This is a genomic window from Pseudomonas sp. Eth.TT006 (assembly GCF_054456575.1).
This window is the reverse complement of the sequence record NZ_JBTJEN010000005.1, coordinates 292614-308362: the sequence shown is the minus strand read 5'-3', so window position 1 is coordinate 308362 and position 15749 is coordinate 292614. Positions and strand designations below refer to the sequence as shown.

At 60.8% G+C, this 15749-nt stretch carries 18 protein-coding genes; 15 read left to right on the top strand and 3 right to left on the bottom strand.

The genetic code is table 11. The features are described 5' to 3' along the window. Positions 1-6: 6 nt before the first annotated feature. The 6 genes from hslU to ACXR0M_RS10925 all read left to right on the top strand — a co-directional run bounded on the left by hslU (position 7) and on the right by ACXR0M_RS10925 (position 7240). Positions 7-1344 carry an ATP-dependent protease ATPase subunit HslU gene (hslU, locus tag ACXR0M_RS10950; protein ID WP_458831905.1) on the top strand — a complete coding sequence of 446 codons (1338 nt, stop codon included), beginning with the start codon at positions 7-9 and terminating at the stop codon, positions 1342-1344. A gap of 104 nt (positions 1345-1448) precedes the next feature. Then, positions 1449-1820 (top strand): gamma-butyrobetaine hydroxylase family protein, encoded by a 372-nt coding sequence (locus tag ACXR0M_RS10945; protein WP_458831904.1) that lies wholly within the window; start codon positions 1449-1451, stop codon positions 1818-1820. A gap of 259 nt (positions 1821-2079) precedes the next feature. Continuing rightward, positions 2080-3759: a class II poly(R)-hydroxyalkanoic acid synthase gene (gene phaC, locus ACXR0M_RS10940; RefSeq protein WP_458831903.1), complete on the top strand. Its 1680-nt coding sequence runs from the start codon at positions 2080-2082 to the stop codon at positions 3757-3759. 153 nt (positions 3760-3912) lie between these two features. Beyond that, complete coding sequence (gene phaZ, locus ACXR0M_RS10935) at positions 3913-4767, top strand: poly(3-hydroxyalkanoate) depolymerase (RefSeq protein WP_458831902.1); 855 nt, start codon at positions 3913-3915, stop codon at positions 4765-4767. A 139-nt stretch (positions 4768-4906) separates the two neighbouring features. Next, positions 4907-6589, top strand: a complete 1683-nt coding sequence (gene phaC / locus ACXR0M_RS10930; protein ID WP_458831901.1) for a class II poly(R)-hydroxyalkanoic acid synthase — start codon at positions 4907-4909, stop codon at positions 6587-6589. 30 nt (positions 6590-6619) lie between these two features. Then, a complete protein-coding gene (locus ACXR0M_RS10925) occupies positions 6620-7240 on the top strand; it encodes a TetR/AcrR family transcriptional regulator (protein ID WP_283437986.1) in 621 nt (206 codons plus the stop codon). Positions 7241-7496: 256 nt separating this feature from the next. Here ACXR0M_RS10925 and ACXR0M_RS10920 read toward each other — a convergent pair whose 3' ends face one another. From ACXR0M_RS10920 to ACXR0M_RS10910, 3 genes are all read right to left on the bottom strand, one after another. Next, positions 7497-8375 carry a phasin family protein gene (locus tag ACXR0M_RS10920; RefSeq protein WP_458831900.1) on the bottom strand — a complete coding sequence of 293 codons (879 nt, stop codon included), beginning with the start codon at positions 8373-8375 and terminating at the stop codon, positions 7497-7499. 10 nt (positions 8376-8385) lie between these two features. Continuing rightward, complete coding sequence (locus ACXR0M_RS10915; protein ID WP_458831899.1) at positions 8386-8808, bottom strand: phasin family protein; 423 nt, start codon at positions 8806-8808, stop codon at positions 8386-8388. Between the two features lie 249 nt (positions 8809-9057). Further along, positions 9058-9333 (bottom strand): polyhydroxyalkanoic acid system family protein, encoded by a 276-nt coding sequence (locus ACXR0M_RS10910; RefSeq protein WP_127648617.1) that lies wholly within the window; start codon positions 9331-9333, stop codon positions 9058-9060. A gap of 166 nt (positions 9334-9499) precedes the next feature. Between ACXR0M_RS10910 and ubiE the strand changes: the two genes are divergently transcribed. From ubiE to ACXR0M_RS10865, 9 genes are all read left to right on the top strand, one after another. Further along, positions 9500-10270, top strand: coding sequence for a bifunctional demethylmenaquinone methyltransferase/2-methoxy-6-polyprenyl-1,4-benzoquinol methylase UbiE (gene ubiE / locus ACXR0M_RS10905; protein ID WP_003220857.1), 771 nt, complete (start codon positions 9500-9502; stop codon positions 10268-10270). Next, the gene (locus ACXR0M_RS10900; protein WP_458831898.1) at positions 10270-10893 is read left to right on the top strand and encodes a ubiquinone biosynthesis accessory factor UbiJ; all 624 of its coding nucleotides are present in this window, start codon (positions 10270-10272) and stop codon (positions 10891-10893) included. Before ubiE ends, ACXR0M_RS10900 begins: the two co-directional genes overlap by 1 nt. After that, complete coding sequence (ubiB, locus tag ACXR0M_RS10895; RefSeq protein WP_458831897.1) at positions 10890-12494, top strand: ubiquinone biosynthesis regulatory protein kinase UbiB; 1605 nt, start codon at positions 10890-10892, stop codon at positions 12492-12494. The genes ACXR0M_RS10900 and ubiB overlap by 4 nt, the downstream gene beginning before the upstream one ends. A 120-nt stretch (positions 12495-12614) precedes the next feature. Further along, positions 12615-13016, top strand: a complete 402-nt coding sequence (hisI, locus tag ACXR0M_RS10890) for a phosphoribosyl-AMP cyclohydrolase (RefSeq protein ID WP_458831896.1) — start codon at positions 12615-12617, stop codon at positions 13014-13016. Continuing rightward, entirely contained in the window at positions 13009-13341 is a 333-nt protein-coding gene (locus tag ACXR0M_RS10885; protein WP_003220849.1) for a phosphoribosyl-ATP diphosphatase, read from the top strand. Before hisI ends, ACXR0M_RS10885 begins: the two co-directional genes overlap by 8 nt. A gap of 25 nt (positions 13342-13366) precedes the next feature. Continuing rightward, positions 13367-13648, top strand: coding sequence for a twin-arginine translocase TatA/TatE family subunit (locus ACXR0M_RS10880; RefSeq protein ID WP_003220847.1), 282 nt, complete (start codon positions 13367-13369; stop codon positions 13646-13648). 10 nt (positions 13649-13658) lie between these two features. Further along, positions 13659-14102 carry a Sec-independent protein translocase protein TatB gene (tatB, locus tag ACXR0M_RS10875; protein ID WP_458831895.1) on the top strand — a complete coding sequence of 148 codons (444 nt, stop codon included), beginning with the start codon at positions 13659-13661 and terminating at the stop codon, positions 14100-14102. Then, positions 14099-14890, top strand: a complete 792-nt coding sequence (gene tatC / locus ACXR0M_RS10870) for a twin-arginine translocase subunit TatC (protein WP_458831894.1) — start codon at positions 14099-14101, stop codon at positions 14888-14890. Before tatB ends, tatC begins: the two co-directional genes overlap by 4 nt. Then, positions 14887-15594, top strand: coding sequence for a 16S rRNA (uracil(1498)-N(3))-methyltransferase (locus tag ACXR0M_RS10865; protein ID WP_458831893.1), 708 nt, complete (start codon positions 14887-14889; stop codon positions 15592-15594). The genes tatC and ACXR0M_RS10865 overlap by 4 nt, the downstream gene beginning before the upstream one ends. The last annotated feature ends 155 nt before the right edge of the window (positions 15595-15749 follow it).

Sequence of the window (15749 nt, the reverse complement as noted above, 5' to 3'; positions counted from 1 at the left end):
ATTATTATGTCCATGACTCCCCGCGAAATCGTCCACGAACTCAATCGCCATATCATCGGCCAGGACGATGCCAAGCGCGCCGTCGCGATTGCCCTGCGCAACCGCTGGCGCCGCATGCAGCTGCCTGAAGAGCTGCGCGTTGAAGTGACCCCGAAGAACATCCTGATGATCGGCCCGACCGGTGTCGGTAAAACCGAGATCGCCCGGCGTCTGGCGAAACTGGCCAACGCGCCGTTCATCAAGGTCGAAGCGACCAAGTTCACCGAAGTCGGCTACGTTGGCCGCGACGTCGAATCGATCATCCGTGATCTGGCCGACGCCGCGATCAAGATGCTCCGCGAGCAGGAAATGACCCGCGTGCGTCACCGCGCCGAAGACGCCGCCGAGGACCGCATCCTCGACGCCCTGCTGCCACCGGCACGCATGGGCTTCAGCAACGAAGAAGCGCCAAGCAGCGATTCCAACACCCGTCAGCTGTTCCGCAAGCGCTTGCGCGAAGGCCAGCTGGACGACAAGGAAATCGAGATCGAAGTGGCTGAAGTGGCCGGCATCGAAATCGCCACGCCGCCGGGCATGGAAGAGATGACCAGCCAGTTGCAGAACCTGTTCGCCAACATGGGCAAGGGCAAGAAAAAGGCACGCAAGCTCAAGGTCAAGGAAGCGCTGAAGCTGGTGCGCGATGAAGAGGCCGGGCGTCTGGTCAACGAAGAAGAGCTGAAAGCCAAGGCACTGGAAGCGGTCGAGCAGCACGGCATCGTGTTCATCGACGAGATCGACAAAGTCGCCAAGCGCGGCAATGTCGGCGGTGCCGACGTGTCCCGTGAAGGCGTACAGCGCGACCTGCTGCCACTGATCGAAGGCTGCACCGTCAACACCAAACTGGGCATGGTCAAGACCGACCACATCCTGTTCATCGCCTCCGGTGCGTTCCACCTGAGCAAGCCGAGCGATCTGGTGCCAGAGCTGCAGGGTCGTCTGCCGATCCGCGTCGAACTCAAGGCGCTGAGCCCGGAAGACTTCGAACGCATTCTCAGCGAACCGCACGCCTCGCTCACCGAGCAATACTGCGCACTGCTGAAAACCGAAGGCCTGAACATCCAGTTCCAGCCGGAAGGCATCAAGCGTCTGGCGGAGATCGCCTGGCAGGTCAACGAGAAGACCGAAAACATCGGTGCCCGTCGCCTGCACACGCTGCTCGAGCGTCTGCTGGAAGAGGTATCGTTCAGTGCCGGCGACCTCGCCAGCGCACACGATGACAAGCCGATCCTGATCGACGCCGAGTACGTCAACAGCCACCTGGGCGAATTGGCGCAGAACGAAGACCTGTCCCGCTACATTCTGTAGAGCTGCAAGCTGCAAGCTGCAAGCTGCAAGCTGCAAGCTGCAAGCTGCAAGCTGCAAGCTGAGTTAAGCTTGCAGCTTGTTGCTTGCAGCTCAAGGCTGTTTTTATGATTCCTACCGACATCAAACTGCACAAAGCCTCGAAAACCCTGACGCTCACATACGCGTCCGGCGAGGAGTACACCCTGCCCGCAGAATTCCTGCGCGTGCATTCCCCCTCCGCCGAGGTCCAGGGCCACGGCAAACCGATCCTGCAATTCGGCAAGCTGCATGTCGGCCTCAGCGGTCTGGAACCGGCCGGTCACTACGCACTGAAACTGACCTTCGACGACGGTCACGACAGCGGCCTGTTCACCTGGGATTACCTGTACGAGCTGGGGCGACGCCATGACGCACTCTGGGCCGATTATCTCGCCGAGCTCAAAGCCGCCGGGAAAACCCGCGATCCGGACCAGTCGATCGTCAAGCTGATGCTCTAGTCCGAGACTCTTGCTCTTTAGAGGGCATTTTCTAAATTCATCTGTTTGAATGCTCCGCTGTGTGGCCGAGGATCGGCCTGCTTGCGAAAAAAATTAAACTCGGGTAACCAATGGAGCTGGCAAGTTCCCTGCAATGCTCTACGACTGTAAAGCAGCTATGCAGAATTAACGGTCACCCGAGCAGTAGTACCTGGCATCTGGCTGTGGAACTGCACAGCACCAAACCGGGTACTCGTCTCAGGACAATGGAGCGTCGTAGATGAGTAACAAGAATAACGATGACCTGAAGTATCAAGCCTCGGAAAACACCCTGGGGCTTAATCCCGTCGTTGGGCTGCGCGGAAAGGATCTGCTGGCCTCTGCTCGAATGGTGCTGACCCAGGCCATCAGACAACCGATCCATAGCGTCAAGCACGTGACCCATTTCGGTCTCGAGCTGAAGAACGTGCTGTTCGGCAAATCCGAACTGCAACCGGCCAGCGATGACCGTCGCTTCGCCGATCCGGCCTGGAGTCAGAACCCGCTCTACAAACGTTATCTGCAAACTTACCTGGCCTGGCGCAAGGAGCTCCATGCCTGGATCGACGACAGCAGCCTGTCGCCCAAAGACATCGCCCGCGGGCACTTCGTGATCAACCTGATGACCGAAGCCATGGCCCCGACCAACACGGCGGCCAACCCTGCGGCAGTCAAACGCTTCTTCGAGACCGGCGGCAAAAGCCTGCTCGATGGCCTCTCGCATCTGGCCAAGGATCTGGTGCACAACGGCGGCATGCCGAGCCAGGTCAACATGGGCGCGTTCGAGGTCGGCAAGAGCCTTGGTATCACCGAAGGCGCGGTGGTGTTTCGCAACGACGTGCTGGAGTTGATCCAGTACAAGCCGATCACCGAGCAGGTTCACGAGCGGCCGCTGCTCGTGGTGCCGCCGCAGATCAACAAGTTCTACGTCTTCGATCTGAGCCCGGACAAGAGCCTGGCGCGCTTCTGCCTGCGCAATAACGTGCAGACCTTCATCATCAGTTGGCGCAACCCGACCAAGGCCCAGCGCGAGTGGGGCCTGTCGACCTACATCGATGCGCTGAAGGAAGCGGTCGACGTGGTCACCGCGATCACCGGCAGCAAAGACGTGAACATGCTGGGCGCCTGCTCCGGCGGCATCACCTGCACCGCCCTGCTCGGCCACTACGCCGCGATCGGCGAGAACAAGGTCAACGCCCTGACGTTGCTGGTCAGCGTGCTCGATACCACCCTGGACAGCGATGTCGCCCTGTTCGTCGACGAACAGACCCTGGAGACCGCCAAGCGTCACTCGTATCAGGCCGGCGTGCTCGAAGGCAAGGACATGGCCAAGGTCTTTGCATGGATGCGTCCGAACGACCTGATCTGGAACTACTGGGTCAACAACTACCTGCTCGGCAATGAGCCGCCGGTGTTCGATATCCTGTTCTGGAACAACGACACCACCAGACTCCCGGCCGCGTTCCACGGCGACCTGATCGAAATGTTCAAAAACAACCCGCTGACCCGCCCCAATGCACTGGAAGTGTGCGGCACGCCGATCGACCTCAAGCAGGTCACCGCCGACATCTTCTCGCTCGCCGGCACCAACGACCACATCACCCCGTGGAAGTCCTGCTACAAGTCGGCCCAGCTGTTTGGCGGCAAGGTCGAGTTCGTGCTGTCGAGCAGCGGGCATATCCAGAGCATTCTGAATCCGCCGGGCAACCCGAAATCGCGCTACATGACCAGCGAAGGCCTGGCCGCCAATGCCGATGAATGGCAAGAGAACTCGACCAAGCACACTGATTCCTGGTGGCTGTACTGGCAGGCCTGGCAGGCCGAGCGCTCGGGCGAATTGAAGAAAGCACCAACGAAACTCGGCAACAAGGCATTCCCGGCAGGCGAGGCTTCGCCGGGCACTTACGTTCACGAGCGATAACTGACGCACCTCACTCACCTGTGGAAGCGGGCTTGCTCGCGAAAGCGGTCGATCAGCCAACATCAATGGCGACTGACACGACGCCTTCGCGAGCAAGCCCGCTCCCACAGGTGTACGAGGTGATACTGAGATTGACCCACAGGGCCTTGACGCATGCCGCAACCGTTCGTTTTCCGTACCGTCGACCTGGATGGGCAGACCCTGCGCACCGCGGTACGCCCCGGCAAGCCTCATTTGACGCCCTTGCTGATATTCAACGGCATCGGCGCCAACCTGGAGCTGGTGTTTCCGTTTGTCGCGGCGCTGGACCCGGATCTGGAAGTGATCGCCTTCGACGTGCCCGGTGTCGGCGGTTCGTCGACGCCGAGCCGACCGTATCGTTTCCCCGGGCTGGCCAAACTGACGGCGCGGATGCTCGATTACCTCGACTACGGTCAGGTCAACGTCATCGGCGTGTCCTGGGGTGGTGCGCTGGCGCAGCAGTTCGCCCACGACTATCCCGAACGCTGCAAGAAACTGGTGCTGGCCGCGACTGCGGCCGGCGCAGTGATGGTGCCGGGCAAGCCGAAAGTGCTGTGGATGATGGCCAGCCCGCGACGCTACATCCAGCCCTCGCACGTGATCCGCATCGCGCCGATGATCTACGGCGGCTCGTTCCGCCGCGACCCGACGCTGGCTGCCAGCCATGCGGCCAAGGTGCGTTCGGCGGGCAAGCTCGGTTACTACTGGCAACTGTTCGCGGGCCTGGGCTGGACCAGCATTCACTGGCTGCACAAGATCCATCAGCCGACCCTGGTACTGGCCGGCGACGACGATCCGCTGATCCCGCTGATCAACATGCGCATGCTCGCCTGGCGCATTCCCAACGCCCAGTTGCACATCATCGATGATGGTCATCTGTTCCTGATCACCCGCGCCGAAGCCGTGGCGCCGATCATCATGAAGTTCCTCGAGGAAGAACGGCAGCGCGCCGTAATGCACCCGCACCCGACACCGTTGGGCGGCTGAAGCGCAGCGGCAGGTTTTATGCAGGGTTTTCGACGAAAAGCGTGGCAGGACGCGGCGCAGGCAACAACCCATAACAGCGACTATGGTGTTCTGGTTCGGTGAGTTTGTTTTTGACCTGAAGACGAAGGAGTGTTGAGTCATGCGCGACAAACCTGCGACGGGCACAGTGCCCAGTCCTGCCGTGTTCATCAATGCACAAAGTGCGATGACCGGCCTGCGTGGCCGCGACTTGATCTCGACGTTGCGCAGCGTCGCGGCCCACGGTCTGCGCAATCCGCTGCACAGTGCCCGGCACGCCTTGAAACTCGGCGGCCAGCTCGGGCGCGTGCTGCTCGGTGAAACCCTGCACCCGATCAACCCGCAGGATGCGCGGTTCGCCGACCCGGCGTGGAGCCTCAATCCGTTTTACCGGCGCAGCCTGCAGGCGTATCTGGCCTGGCAGAAACAGGTCAAGAGCTGGATTGACGAAGGCAGCATGAGCGAGGACGACCGCGCCCGTGCGCACTTTGCCTTCAGCCTGCTCAACGACGCCGTGGCGCCCTCCAACACCCTGCTCAATCCGCTGGCGGTCAAGGAGATGTTCAACTCCGGTGGCCACAGCCTGGTGCGCGGCCTGAGCCATCTGTTCGATGATCTGCTGCACAACGACGGCCTGCCGCGCCAGGTGACCAAACAGGCTTTCGAGGTTGGCAAGACCGTCGCCACCACCACCGGCGCCGTGGTGTTTCGCAACGAGATGCTGGAACTGATCCAGTACCGGCCGATGAGCGAAAAGCAGTACGCCAAGCCACTGTTGGTGGTGCCGCCGCAAATCAACAAGTACTACATTTTCGACCTCAGCCCGCACAACAGCTTCGTCCAGTACGCCCTGAAGAACGGCCTGCAGACTTTCATGATCAGTTGGCGCAACCCGGATGTGCGCCATCGCGAATGGGGCCTGTCGACCTATGTCGAGGCCGTGGAAGAGGCGATGAACATCTGCCGGGCGATCACTGGCGCTCGCGACGTCAACCTGGTGGGTGCCTGCGCCGGCGGCCTGACCATCGCCGCGCTGCAGGGCCATCTGCAAGCCAAACGGCAGCTGCGGCGAGTCTCCAGCGCGACCTATCTGGTCAGCCTGCTCGACAGCGAGATCGAAACCCCGACCACGCTGTTTGCCGACGAGCAGACCATCGAAGCCGCCAAGCGCCGCTCCTATCAGAAAGGTGTGCTCGACGGGCGCGACATGGCCAAGGTGTTCGCCTGGATGCGCCCCAACGATTTGATCTGGAGCTACTTCGTCAACAATTACCTGTTGGGCAAAGAGCCGCCAGCCTTCGACATCCTCTACTGGAACAACGACAACACCCGCCTGCCCGCCGCGTTCCATGGCGACCTGCTGGACTTCTTCAAGCACAACCCGCTGACCCACCCCGGCGGTCTGGAAGTCTGCGGCACGCCGATCGATCTGCAGAAAGTCACGGTCGACAGCTTCAGCGTGGCCGGCATCAACGACCACATCACGCCGTGGGACGCGGTGTACCGCTCGACCCTGTTGCTCGGCGGTGAGCGGCGCTTCGTGCTGTCCAACAGCGGCCATGTGCAAAGCATCCTCAACCCGCCGAGCAACCCGAAAGCCACTTACGTCGAGAACGGCAAGCTGAGCAGCGATCCGCGCGCCTGGTACTACGACGCCAAACGGGTTGATGGCAGTTGGTGGCCGCAGTGGCTGGAATGGATTCAACAGCGCTCCGGCGCCCAGCGCGAGACCTTGATGACCCTCGGCAACCCGAACTATCCACCGATGGAGGCAGCACCCGGCACCTACGTGCATGTGCGCTGACGCTTAACCGAATTTTTCTAAGAAGACTGGATGAAAACCCGCGACCGGATTCTCGAATGTGCCCTGCAACTGTTCAACGAAAAGGGTGAGCCCAATGTCTCCACCATGGAAGTTGCCAATGAAATGGGGATCAGCCCCGGCAACCTCTACTACCACTTCCACGGCAAGGAGCCGTTGATTCTTGGACTGTTCGAGCGCTTCCAGAACGAACTGGCACCACTGCTCGATCCGCCGTCGGATGTCGAGCTGGCGCCGGAGGATTACTGGCTGTTTCTGCACCTGATCGTCGAGCGCCTGGCGCAGTACCGCTTTCTGTTCCAGGACCTGTCGAACCTCGCCGGACGCCTGCCGAAACTGGCCAAGGGCATTCGCAACCTGCTCAATGCCTTGAAGCGCACGCTGGCGTCGTTGCTGGCGCGGTTGAAAGCAGGAGGGCAACTGGTCAGTGATACCCAGGCGCTGGGGCAACTGGTGGAGCAGATCACCATGACCCTGCTGTTTTCGCTGGACTATCAGCGGATTCTTGATCGCGAGGGTGAGGTCAGGCTGGTCGTGTACCAGATCATGATGCTGGTGGCGCCGCATTTGCTGCCGCCGGTGAAGGTGGCGACCGAGCGGATGGCATTGCAATATCTCGAAGATCACGACTGACCCCAAAAGCCCCCTCACCCTAACCCTCTCCCGGAGGGAGAGGGGACTGACCGCGAGATGCTTGGTAATTACGCCGACCTGAAAGTGTTGTACCGAATCCATAATCGACGCGAACTTTCAGGTCGATGTATAACGCCAGACACCTCGGTCGGCCCCCTCTCCCTCTGGGAGAGGGCTGGGGTGAGGGGCTTCCTGGATCAGACACACAAAAACGCCCGACCTTCACAGGCCGGGCGTTGGCTTTTGCCCTGAAGAATCAGGACTGACTGGTTGGCGTCGACGGCGTCGATGCAGCAGTCGGAGCAGGCGCCGGGGTTGGGGCCGAGGCGGAGTTCGACGTGCTTGCCAGTGCGGCCGGCGTGGTCACCGGTTTTGGTGCAGCGGCTTTCGGCGCGGCCGGTTTTTTCACTGCCGGTTTTTTCGCCGCAGGCTTGGCAGCCGGTTTGGCCGCAGCGGTTTTCGCCGCTGGTTTGGCGGCCGGTTTCGCTGCAGTTTTGGCGGCTGCCGGTTTGGCTGCAGCTTTCGCGGCGGGCTTGGCGGCGGCGGTTTTTGCCGCTGGTTTTGCCGCTGCAGTTTTCGCCGTAGGCTTGGCCGCGGCTTTTGCTGCGGGTTTGGCTGCAGCTTTGGCCAGTGGCTTGGCTGCGGTTTTCGCCGCAGGTTTAGCCGCGGCAGTTTTGGCGGCCGGCTTGGCGGCAGCGGTTTTCGCCGCGACCGGTTGGGTTTTCAGACCGGTGAGTTTCTCGATCTGCTTGGTCAGGGTTTCAACCTTGCTGTGCAGCGCTTTGACTTCATTGCGGCTTGGCACACCCAGGCGCGAAATCGCGCTGTTCAGGCGCTTGTCGAAAGCCCCTTCCAGCTCGTCCCACTTGCCCAGTGCGCGATCTTTCACGCCGCTGATGCGCGACTTGGCTGAGGAAGCGGAGTCCTTGGCGGCATCGACTTTTTTGCCGACGGCCGACTTGGTGAGCTTCTCGGCTTTCTCGCCGTCTTTGACCAGTGACTCGAAGAGCTTGCTGCCGTCAGTGTCGATCTTCGAGTACACGCCTAAACCAGCCAGCCAGATTTTGCGGGAGTAGTCTTCGACTTTCCCAATCCACGAGCTGCCTTCTTTATCGGTGTTCTTTTTGCCAGCCATCCCGTTCTCCTTAAGATTTACGCGCGACGCGTTCGAGCAATGCCGTCAGCTCATCGAGCTTAGCAGAGAGTGTCTCAACGTCATGTTTAGACGGAATGCCGATACGATTCAAGGCGCTTGCCACACGGGAGTCGAACGCCTTCTCGACCTTGTCGAGCCGGTCTTCGACGCGACCTTTGAACGAGCTGACTTCGCCCTTGGCTTCATCGATCTCGGCGTTGGCCGCTTCGAGTTTTGCGGTGACGACCTTTTTGCCTTTCTTTTCAACCGTTTGACCAGCCTTGATCAACTCCTGAAAGTAGTCGCTACCTTCCTGGCCAACCTTGGCGTAGGCCCCCAGGCCTGCCAGCCAGATCTTGCGGGCATAGGATTTGACGTCGCTCAGAGCAGAATTCGAAGCGTCGATTTTTTTCTTCAAAATGACTTTGGCCATGGTGCACCTCACGCGCAGAAGGTTTGAGGAACTGCCCGCAGATGTGTCGGGCTCAGGCACAAAGTAGGGAGAAAAATTAGAAACGGCACCCTAACAACTGACATAAAAGCACGTCAGGACAAACACGAAACCTGTGGGAGCGGGCTTGCCCGCGATGAGGGCGGCACATCCAGAAACTCTGTTAACTGACCCACCGCCATCGCGGGCAAGCCCGCTCCCACAGGGATTCGGGATTCAGCAAAAAAAGCGTCAAACCAACGCTTTGTCCAGCGCCTTCTCGATCTCGGCTTTGATCATGCCGCTCATGGCCGACATCATCAGGCCCAGTTCCACATCGACCCTGATCGAGTCGTCGGCCACGTGTACCGCGCCTTTCACGCCCGAGCGCTTGAGGTTCAGGGTGTCGCCGGACCACTGCGGCTCCAGACCGTATTGGTCGGAGAGTTTCTGCGCCAGCTTGTCGGCCTTCTCGCGGGCGGCTTCCTTGCCCAGGTTGTGGGCACGCTCAACACTGATTTTGGCCATGACAGGACTCCTGATTTTTGAATGTAGCGATGAATGCTTGTCGGTAAATCTTGACCGCGTCTGCGGCAAATCGTCCCGAAGGTTGCCCATCTTACCTTTAGCCATTCCAAGACAAAGCATGGCTTGGGGATTAGAATGTCGCGCATTCTCTTTTGGTGACAGCGATATGACTGATCAGCGCAAAGGCAGCGATGCCGAACCCACCACTCACTTCGGCTTCAAAAACGTTCCGGAAAGCCAGAAAGCGGAAAAAGTCGCTGAGGTGTTCCACTCGGTAGCCGCCAAGTACGACCTGATGAACGACCTTCTGTCGGGCGGCATGCACCGTCTGTGGAAGCGCTTTGCGATCGAACTGTCGGGCGTGCGCAGCGGTAACCGCGTGCTGGATATCGCCGGCGGCACCGGTGACCTGACCAAAAAGTTCTCGCATCTGGTCGGCCCGACCGGCCAAGTGGTACTGGCCGACATCAACGAATCGATGCTCAAGGTCGGTCGCGACCGCCTGCTGGACCTGGGTGTATCGGGCAACGTCGAATTCGTTCAGGCGGACGCGGAAAAGCTGCCGTTCCCGGACAACCACTTCGATTGCGTGACCATCGCTTTCGGCCTGCGCAACGTGACGCACAAAGAAGACGCCCTGCGCTCGATGCTGCGTGTGCTCAAGCCCGGCGGGCGCCTGCTGGTGCTGGAGTTCTCCAAGCCGACCAACGCGCTGATGTCCAAGGCCTACGACGCCTACTCGTTCGCTTTCATGCCGCTGATGGGCAAGCTGATCACCAACGACTCGGAAAGCTATCGCTACCTGGCCGAATCGATCCGCATGCACCCGAATCAGGAAACCCTGAAGTCGATGATGGTCGACGCCGGCTTCGACCGCGTGACCTATCACAACATGACCGCAGGCATCGTCGCCCTGCACCGCGGCATCAAACCCTGATGCTGCTCACCGGGCTGCTCGCCAGCGTCGAACTCGGTCTGAACCGGGTGCTGCGGCTCGACAGCACGGCGCTGCCGCGGCTGGCGCATCTGACCGGCAAGGTGATTGCCGTCGATTGCCGCAACCCGGCACTGCAACTGTTTATCCTGCCGAGCGACGAAGGTTTGATGCTGGCGTCCCACTGGGAAACCGGGGTGGATTGCACCTTGCGCGCGCCCGCGTCGAGCCTGGCGAAACTGGCCGTAAGCAAAGACAAGACCGCGGTGCTGCACGCCCCGGAAGTCGAGCTCGACGGTGACAGCGGCGTGCTGCTGGAACTGGCTGGTGTGCTGCAGGACCTCGAGCTGGACTGGGAGTACGAACTCTCGCGCTGGCTCGGCCCGGTCGCCACGCAACTGATTGGCGGTCACCTGCGCAGCCGCGCACGCTGGTATCAACAAGGATTTGCCAGCCTCAACCAGAACCTCGCCGAATACCTCGCCGAAGAATCGCGCACCCTCGTCGGGCAGCGCGAAGCCGAAGCGCGATTCAGCGAACTGGACCGGATCAAACTTGATCTGGAACGTCTCGAGGCGCGTTTCGAGCGCCTTTCCCGATCCCTCGACCCAAGCGATAACGCATGAAGCTGCTTGCCGTCCGCCGTCTGTTGCGCATTCAGCGCGTCGTGATCCGCTACCGCCTCGATGACCTGCTGTTCGAGCTGCCGCTGCCGTGGTTTCTTCTGGCGCTGCGCTATGTGTTGCCGTGGCGCTGGCTGCCGCGCAAGAAGCTGGAGCTGAACCGTGGCGCGCGCCTGCGCCTGGCGTTGCAGGATCTGGGGCCGATCTTTATCAAGTTCGGGCAGATTCTCTCGACCCGCCGCGATCTGCTGCCGGAAGACATCGCCGATGAGCTGATGCTGCTGCAGGATCGCGTGCCGCCATTCGATTCGCAGCTGTCGGTCAAGCTGATCGAAGAGCAACTGGGCAAGAAGATCAGCGAAGTGTTCAGCCGCTTCGATGTCGAGCCGCTGGCCTCGGCCTCGGTGGCGCAAGTGCATGCCGCACAGCTGAAAACCGGCGAAGAAGTGGTGGTCAAGGTGATCCGTCCGGGCCTGAAACCGGTGATCGCCCAGGACCTGGCGTGGCTGTTCATCCTCGCCCGCGCCGCCGAAAAAGTTTCCGCCGATGCGCGCCTGCTGCACCCGGTGGACGTGGTGCTGGACTACGAAAAGACCATCTACGACGAGCTCGATCTGCTGCGTGAGGCGGCCAACGCCAGCCAGTTGCGGCGCAATTTCGAAGGCTCGCCGCTGCTCTACGTGCCGCAAGTCTACTGGGACTGGTGCCGGCCGAAAGTGCTGGTGATGGAGCGCATCTACGGGATTCAGGTGACGGATCTGGCGACCCTCGCCGATCAGCGCACCGACATGAAAATGCTCGCCGAGCGCGGCGTGGAGATCTTCTTCACCCAAGTGTTCCGCGACAGTTTCTTCCACGCCGACATGCACCCGGGCAACATCTTCGTCAGCACCGTCAACCCGTGGAGTCCGCAGTACATCGCGATCGACTGCGGCATCGTCGGCAGCCTGACCCCGGAAGACCAGGACTATCTGGCGCGCAACCTGTTCGCCTTCTTCAAGCGCGACTATCGCCGCGTGGCGCAGTTGCACATCGATTCGGGCTGGGTGCCGGCGGAAACCAAGCTCAACGAATTCGAAGCGGCGATCCGCACCGTGTGCGAACCGATCTTCGAAAAACCGTTAAAAGATATTTCATTTGGCCAGGTGCTGATGCGCCTGTTCCAGACCGCTCGGCGCTTCAACATGGAAGTCCAGCCGCAGCTTGTGCTGCTGCAAAAGACTCTGCTGAACATCGAAGGCCTCGGCCGTCAGTTGTACCCGGATCTGGATCTGTGGAACACCGCGCAGCCCTTCCTCGAGCGCTGGATGCGCGAGCGCGTCAGCCCGAAAGCCTTGCTGGGCAACGTGCAGAGCCAGTTCGAACAACTGCCGCATCTGGCCAACATGGCCCGCGATTTGCTCGAACGCATGTCGCAACCGCACGCCTACGACCCGCCACCACCGTGGCACCGACGCAAGGACGACTGGTTCCTGCGCCTGCTCGGTTGCGCGCATCTTGCCGGCGGGGCGATCCTCGCCATCGGCGGCCCGCTGCAGGAGTTGGGGCACTGGCCGGCCGGAATCATGGTGGCAGTCGGTTTGTATCTGGTCGTTCGCCGATAGCAGGAATAAGCTGCAAGTTATAAGCTGCGAGCTGCAAGCCGGACGTTACCGTGACACCGCAATCTGCTTTTACTTGCAGCTTGAAGCTCAACGCTTGTAGCTGCGTTTCGGGAATTGAAGATGAAAAACTGGCTGGACGAGATCAAGTGGGACGCCGATGGCCTGGTGCCGGCGATTGCCCAGGATCACAAGACCGGACGCGTGCTGATGATGGCCTGGATGAACCGCGAAGCCCTGGCGCTGACCGCAGCGGAAAACCGTGCCATCTACTGGTCACGTTCCCGTGGCAAGCTGTGGCGCAAGGGCGAAGAGTCCGGCCACGTACAGACGCTGCATGAAATGCGTCTGGACTGTGACGCCGACGTGATCATCCTGATGGTCGAACAGATTGGCGACATCGCTTGCCATACCGGCCGTCAAAGCTGCTTTTACCGGGTCTTCGAGAACGGCGACTGGAAGACCGTCGATCCGGTGCTGAAAGACCCGCACGCTATCTACTGCGCAGGACACAAACATGAGTGACACCCTGACCCGTCTGGCCCAGGTGCTGGAGGAGCGCAAAGGCGCCGCAGCCGACAGCTCGTATGTCGCCAGTCTGTATCACAAGGGCCTGAACAAGATTCTGGAGAAAGTCGGCGAAGAGTCGGTCGAAACCATTATTGCCGCCAAGGATGCCGCCATCAGCGGTGACTGCAGCGATGTGATCTACGAGACCGCCGACCTGTGGTTCCACAGCATGGTCATGCTCGCCCAACTGGGGCAGCATCCGCAGGCCGTGCTGGATGAACTGGATCGCCGCTTTGGCCTGTCCGGACACGTCGAGAAAGCCTCGCGCCCGTCCGCCTGAACACTTTTTAGAGAGGAACAGCAACATGGGCATTTTTGACTGGAAACACTGGATCGTCATTCTGGTTGTCGTGGTGCTGGTGTTCGGCACCAAGAAACTGAAAAACCTCGGCACCGACGTCGGTGAGTCGATCAAGGGCTTTCGCAAAGCCATGAACGACGACGAGAAACCTGCTGCCGATCCGACCGTAACGCCTGCGCAACCGGTACCACCGGTACAGCCGCAAGCCACCGCTCAGGCCAACCCGCCGCACACCATCGACGTGCAGGCGCAGAAAGTCGAAGAGCCGATCCGCAAAGACGTGTGAGCACTGACTAATGTTTGGTATCAGCTTCTCTGAACTGCTGCTGGTCGGCCTCGTTGCCCTGCTGGTGCTGGGTCCCGAGCGTCTGCCGGGCGCTGCGCGCACCGCCGGCCTGTGGGTCGGGCGCCTGAAGCGCAGCTTCAATGCGATCAAACAGGAAGTTGAACGTGAAATCGGTGCCGACGAGATCCGTCGGCAGCTGCACAACGAGCACATCCTGTCGCTGGAGCAGGAAGCGCGGAAGATTTTCACCCCGGTTCAGCAGGAGCCGACGCCGGTCGAGCCTGTGGGGGAGCAGACGATTCATGCGCCTGCAGTGCCTGTGCCTGCGCCCGTGATAGCACCGACAACACCTGCGCCTGCTGCTGCAGAACAATCGGTTGAACACGTAGCTCAAACCGCCGCGCCGATCACACCAGCGCCTCACGACCCAACACTGCCGCCGCGAGCCCCATGAGCGATCTCCCCGAAAACGACCAGCACATGCCGCTGGTCTCGCACCTGACCGAGTTGCGCACCCGCCTGCTGCGTTGTGTGGCGGCGATCTTCATCATCTTTGCCGGGCTGTTCGCCTTTACCCAGCAGATCTACACCTTCGTCTCGACCCCGCTGCGCCAGTACCTGCCAGTCGGCGCAACGATGATCGCCACTGACGTGTCGTCGCCGTTCCTGACGCCGCTCAAACTGACGATGATGGTCTCGCTGTTCCTCGCGATTCCGGTGATCCTGCATCAGATCTGGGGCTTCATCGCACCGGGCCTGTACAAGCATGAAAAGCGCGTTGCCGTGCCGCTGCTGGTATCGAGCATCCTGCTGTTCTACACCGGCATGGCGTTCGCCTATTACTTCGTGTTCCCGCTGATCTTCAAGTTCTTCGCCGCCGCCACCCCGGCCGGCGTGGAAATGATGACCGACATCGCCAGTTACCTCGACTTCGTGATGACGCTGTTCTTCGCCTTCGGTGTGGCGTTCGAGATTCCGGTGGCCGTGGTGCTGCTGGTGTGGATCGGCGTGGTCGACGTCAAATACCTGAAGAAGATTCGCCCGTACGTGATCATCGGCTGCTTCGTGGTCGGCATGATCCTCACCCCGCCGGACATTTTCTCGCAGACCCTGCTGGCGGTGCCGATGTGGATGCTGTTTGAAATCGGCATTCTGTTCGCAGGCCTGGTCAGCAGGCGCGAACGTCCGGACGAAAACCCGGCCGACGATCACAACGACCAGCCGCCAGCGACCCAGGCATGAACCTGCTGTTGCTCGAAGAGGCCGACTTCATCGCGGCCGACCGCGTCGTGCTGCGTGATCGGCGCCTGACCCACATGCAGGAAGTGCATCGCTCGCAAGTCGGTGACAGCCTGCGGGTCGGGCGTATCAACGGGCTGATGGGTTCGGCCGAATTGCTGCGCCTTGAAGCCGATGAAGCGGAACTGCGCGTCAGCCTCGATCAGCCACCACCGGCCAAGTTGCCGCTAACCTTGGTGCTGGCCCTGCCGCGCCCGAAGATGCTGCGCCGGGTGTTCCAGACCGTGGCGACCATGGGCGTGTCGAAGGTGATTCTGGTCAATAGCTACCGGGTCGAGAAAAGCTTCTGGCAGACGCCGTTCCTGGAACCGGAAGCGATTCGCGAGAATCTGATCCTTGGCCTCGAACAGGCCCGCGATAGCGTGCTGCCTGAGATCATCATCGAGAAGCGCTTCAAACCGTTTGTCGAAGACCGTCTGCCAGCGATCACTGAAGGCACCCTCGGCCTGGTCGGCCATCCCGGCAACTACCCGCCGTGCCCGCGCGCCCTGAACGAACCGGTGACCCTGGCCATTGGCCCCGAAGGCGGCTGGATTCCCTACGAGATCGATCTGCTGGGCAAAGCCGGCCTGCAACCGGTGCAGCTGGGCGAGCGCATCCTGCGCGTCGAAACCGCCGTCACCGCCCTCCTCGCCCGCCTGTTCTGACCCCCCTCCCCTGTAGGAGCTGCCGAAGGCTGCGATCTTTTGATCTTGCTTCTAAAAAACAACATCAAAAGATCGCAGCCTGCGGCAGCTCCTACAGGGAGCGTGCGGAACCTGTGGATAAATGGCTTACAGATTGCCATCACCCGGCCGATACC

Coding starts and splice junctions, on each gene's coding strand:
- tatC (WP_458831894.1), top strand. CDS start 14,099: ATGAGCGATCTCCCCGAAAACGACCAGCACATGCCGCTGGTCTCGCAC.
- ACXR0M_RS10885 (WP_003220849.1), top strand. CDS start 13,009: ATGAGTGACACCCTGACCCGTCTGGCCCAGGTGCTGGAGGAGCGCAAA.
- hslU (WP_458831905.1), top strand. CDS start 7: ATGTCCATGACTCCCCGCGAAATCGTCCACGAACTCAATCGCCATATC.
- ACXR0M_RS10925 (WP_283437986.1), top strand. CDS start 6,620: ATGAAAACCCGCGACCGGATTCTCGAATGTGCCCTGCAACTGTTCAAC.
- ACXR0M_RS10910 (WP_127648617.1), bottom strand. CDS start 9,333: ATGGCCAAAATCAGTGTTGAGCGTGCCCACAACCTGGGCAAGGAAGCC.
- phaC (WP_458831903.1), top strand. CDS start 2,080: ATGAGTAACAAGAATAACGATGACCTGAAGTATCAAGCCTCGGAAAAC.
- phaZ (WP_458831902.1), top strand. CDS start 3,913: ATGCCGCAACCGTTCGTTTTCCGTACCGTCGACCTGGATGGGCAGACC.
- ACXR0M_RS10920 (WP_458831900.1), bottom strand. CDS start 8,375: ATGGCTGGCAAAAAGAACACCGATAAAGAAGGCAGCTCGTGGATTGGG.
- ACXR0M_RS10880 (WP_003220847.1), top strand. CDS start 13,367: ATGGGCATTTTTGACTGGAAACACTGGATCGTCATTCTGGTTGTCGTG.
- ACXR0M_RS10945 (WP_458831904.1), top strand. CDS start 1,449: ATGATTCCTACCGACATCAAACTGCACAAAGCCTCGAAAACCCTGACG.
- ACXR0M_RS10865 (WP_458831893.1), top strand. CDS start 14,887: ATGAACCTGCTGTTGCTCGAAGAGGCCGACTTCATCGCGGCCGACCGC.
- ACXR0M_RS10915 (WP_458831899.1), bottom strand. CDS start 8,808: ATGGCCAAAGTCATTTTGAAGAAAAAAATCGACGCTTCGAATTCTGCT.
- phaC (WP_458831901.1), top strand. CDS start 4,907: ATGCGCGACAAACCTGCGACGGGCACAGTGCCCAGTCCTGCCGTGTTC.
- ubiB (WP_458831897.1), top strand. CDS start 10,890: ATGAAGCTGCTTGCCGTCCGCCGTCTGTTGCGCATTCAGCGCGTCGTG.
- ACXR0M_RS10900 (WP_458831898.1), top strand. CDS start 10,270: ATGCTGCTCACCGGGCTGCTCGCCAGCGTCGAACTCGGTCTGAACCGG.
- tatB (WP_458831895.1), top strand. CDS start 13,659: ATGTTTGGTATCAGCTTCTCTGAACTGCTGCTGGTCGGCCTCGTTGCC.
- hisI (WP_458831896.1), top strand. CDS start 12,615: ATGAAAAACTGGCTGGACGAGATCAAGTGGGACGCCGATGGCCTGGTG.
- ubiE (WP_003220857.1), top strand. CDS start 9,500: ATGACTGATCAGCGCAAAGGCAGCGATGCCGAACCCACCACTCACTTC.